A 2,288-nucleotide genomic window follows, 5' to 3' on the forward strand; every position below is an offset into this window, starting at 1 on the left:
GCCAGCAAAATCACGTTCACGCCCAGCGCCCTGGCGGCGTCCACGCTGTTCCAGACCCACTCCTCGGTAACTGGCTCTGACTTGTAAGGAACGCGGTTCAACTCGCCAATGGCCACGCTGGATACTTTGATGCCCGTGCGCTTGGCGGCATCTTTGATGCTCTGCAGCGTTGCCGGAACGGAAAGCCCAGCCTCGTCGTCTTTCGTGTTGTAGCTGACCTGCAAGCCTTGCAAGCCGATTTTCTTGGCGATATCGAACGTGCTTGGATTCAGCCTCGGGCCGATGGACCAGTCGCAAGCCCCAAGATGGAAAATAGATTTTGGCTTAGCGGAAAGCGTTCCGGTGAGTCCCGCGCCCAAGAGCAGGGCGGTAGTTTTAAGGGCGGCGCGGCGGTTGAGTCGGGTGTGCATGAGTTTGGTTCAAGTTCTTCTCCTATAAGAACAAAACCGGGAGAATCTATCTTTGAGGGCCAGATGCTCGTAAAAACTACTTCAACGTTCGGATAAAGGAAAGCAGATCGGCTACCTGTTTATCGGTGTACGAGTCGATCAAGTCCTTGGCCATGAAGGAGCGATTGGGAAGAAAGTACTGGTTCTTGATGTCCGCCTTTTTGATATACAGTTTGCTTCCTCCCATGAAGGCCAGTGTCGTGCCGTCGTCATCCTTCCCGACCAAGTACCCTTCCACCACACTCCCGTCTATTTTGTTGATCCGGTACAGCGCGTAGCCTGATTCCACCGCCGCGTCGGGATAGAGGATGGCCGTGAGCAGAGCCTGGGTTTCGCGCGAGGCCGAACCGTCGAGGGCCGGTGCGATGTTTTGGCCGTCGTTGCCCACTTGATGACATAGCAGACAAGTCTGAAAAAGTAGTTTGCCTTCGGAAGGGTCGCCCGTATTCTTTGCGGCGATGGCGGTATATTTCTTGATTTTGGCCTTCGTTTCCACCTTTTTTTCTTCCTTCGATTTTTCCACCGCAACCAGCATTGCCTGACTCCGGCGGTCGTTGCGATTTACCTCGGCGAGGCGTTCGGTTACAGCAGGCGGCAGAAGGGCCAGGTCGGTGGGGCTTTTTCCGTACACGGCCATGACCACTGCCGCACCCCGGCGTGAGGCAGTGAGCGTTTGGGCTAGTTTTATTTTATCAGGATCGCTCAGTTCGGGGAGCCAAACCGCCAGGGCCTTTTGTCCGGCGACAGAATCCACCTGTACCAGCTTGTTCAACGCAAAGATTCGAGTATCCGAATCTCGCTTTTCGTCTTGTACAGTTTGTTTAAAAAAAGTTTTATTTTCAGGACTGCTTTCCAAAGCCTTTAATGCCAGAAGTAAGGTAGGCCGAGGCGTAGAGGGGCCGAGGACAGTTATGACCTTTTCTCTTGCCTCCGCAATTTTGAAACGTCCCACTACGTCGAGCGCCAAGTCCACATCCGCCGGATTCTCGCTTTCAAAAAGATAAGAAACCGGCCTGGCAATCATCGTTGAAAAAGCGGGCGACTGCAGCCGGGCTTCATTGCGCAGGGCATAGCTGACGTACTTTTTAGCCTGAGCAGATTGGTGAAGCACGGGCTGCACCAAGGCGTAAATCTCCCGGTTGTCCAGCTTACCCGCCACGCCGACGAAGGTAGTTTCGTCCAGCGTGTCCAGTTTAGCCTGGGGCCAGAGGGTCAGGAAGGCTGCCTCCTTTTCTTTTTTTGGTAAAACCTCGATCGCCCATAGTCGATTGACGGCGGGGAGTTGGCTGGCTCGGGGAGTTTGCAGGAAACCTCGCAGCGCGTCAGGGTACTTTTCCAAAGCCCGACGGGCTAAGTACCGCTCGAATTTTCTCTCGTAAGCGCCGCCCATACCGTCGCCGGGTAATTCGGGTTTGGCTGCTCGCACCAGCAGTTCGAGAGTCAGCGGATCGGCCTCGCTACTTTCACCGAGGGTGCGAATTACCTGCGAGCGCACCATTGTGTTTTCGTCTTCAACCAGATTTTGCAGTAGTTCCGCCACTTGGGCCGAAGGCAGAGAAAAGCTCGAGAGTGCGCGGACGGCTTCACGCCGCAAATCGGGTAGCGGCGAGGTAATTAGGGCGGCGAGTAGTTCGGCATTACAATGATGCATTCCTTCCAGGCTCCAAAGCGCATGGATACGGGTAGTTTCGGTCTGGGCCGCATCGGCGGCCAGCGCGATCAGTTCGGGAGCCAAGCCTTTGGTTTCGGTGGCGGGGCGGTCAGAAATCTGATGCCAGGCGGCGCGCTTGGCCCAGAGCGAGGGCGACGTGAGATATTTGGGTAGTTCGGCGGTTTTTA

General features: G+C 55.4%; 1 protein-coding gene and 1 pseudogene. Both read right to left on the bottom strand.

All coding sequences use genetic code 11. The features are described 5' to 3' along the window. A pseudogene (locus ACEW8P_RS16350) lies at window positions 1-410 on the bottom strand (sugar phosphate isomerase/epimerase); the annotation flags it as partial. 76 nt (window positions 411-486) lie between these two features. Further along, the coding region (locus tag ACEW8P_RS16355; RefSeq protein ID WP_373514149.1) for a HEAT repeat domain-containing protein at window positions 487-2,288 on the bottom strand (1,802 nt) is incomplete at its 5' end.

Origin of the sequence: Persicitalea sp. (assembly GCF_041751555.1) — a bacterium.
Lineage (GTDB): Bacteria > Bacteroidota > Bacteroidia > Cytophagales > Spirosomataceae > Persicitalea.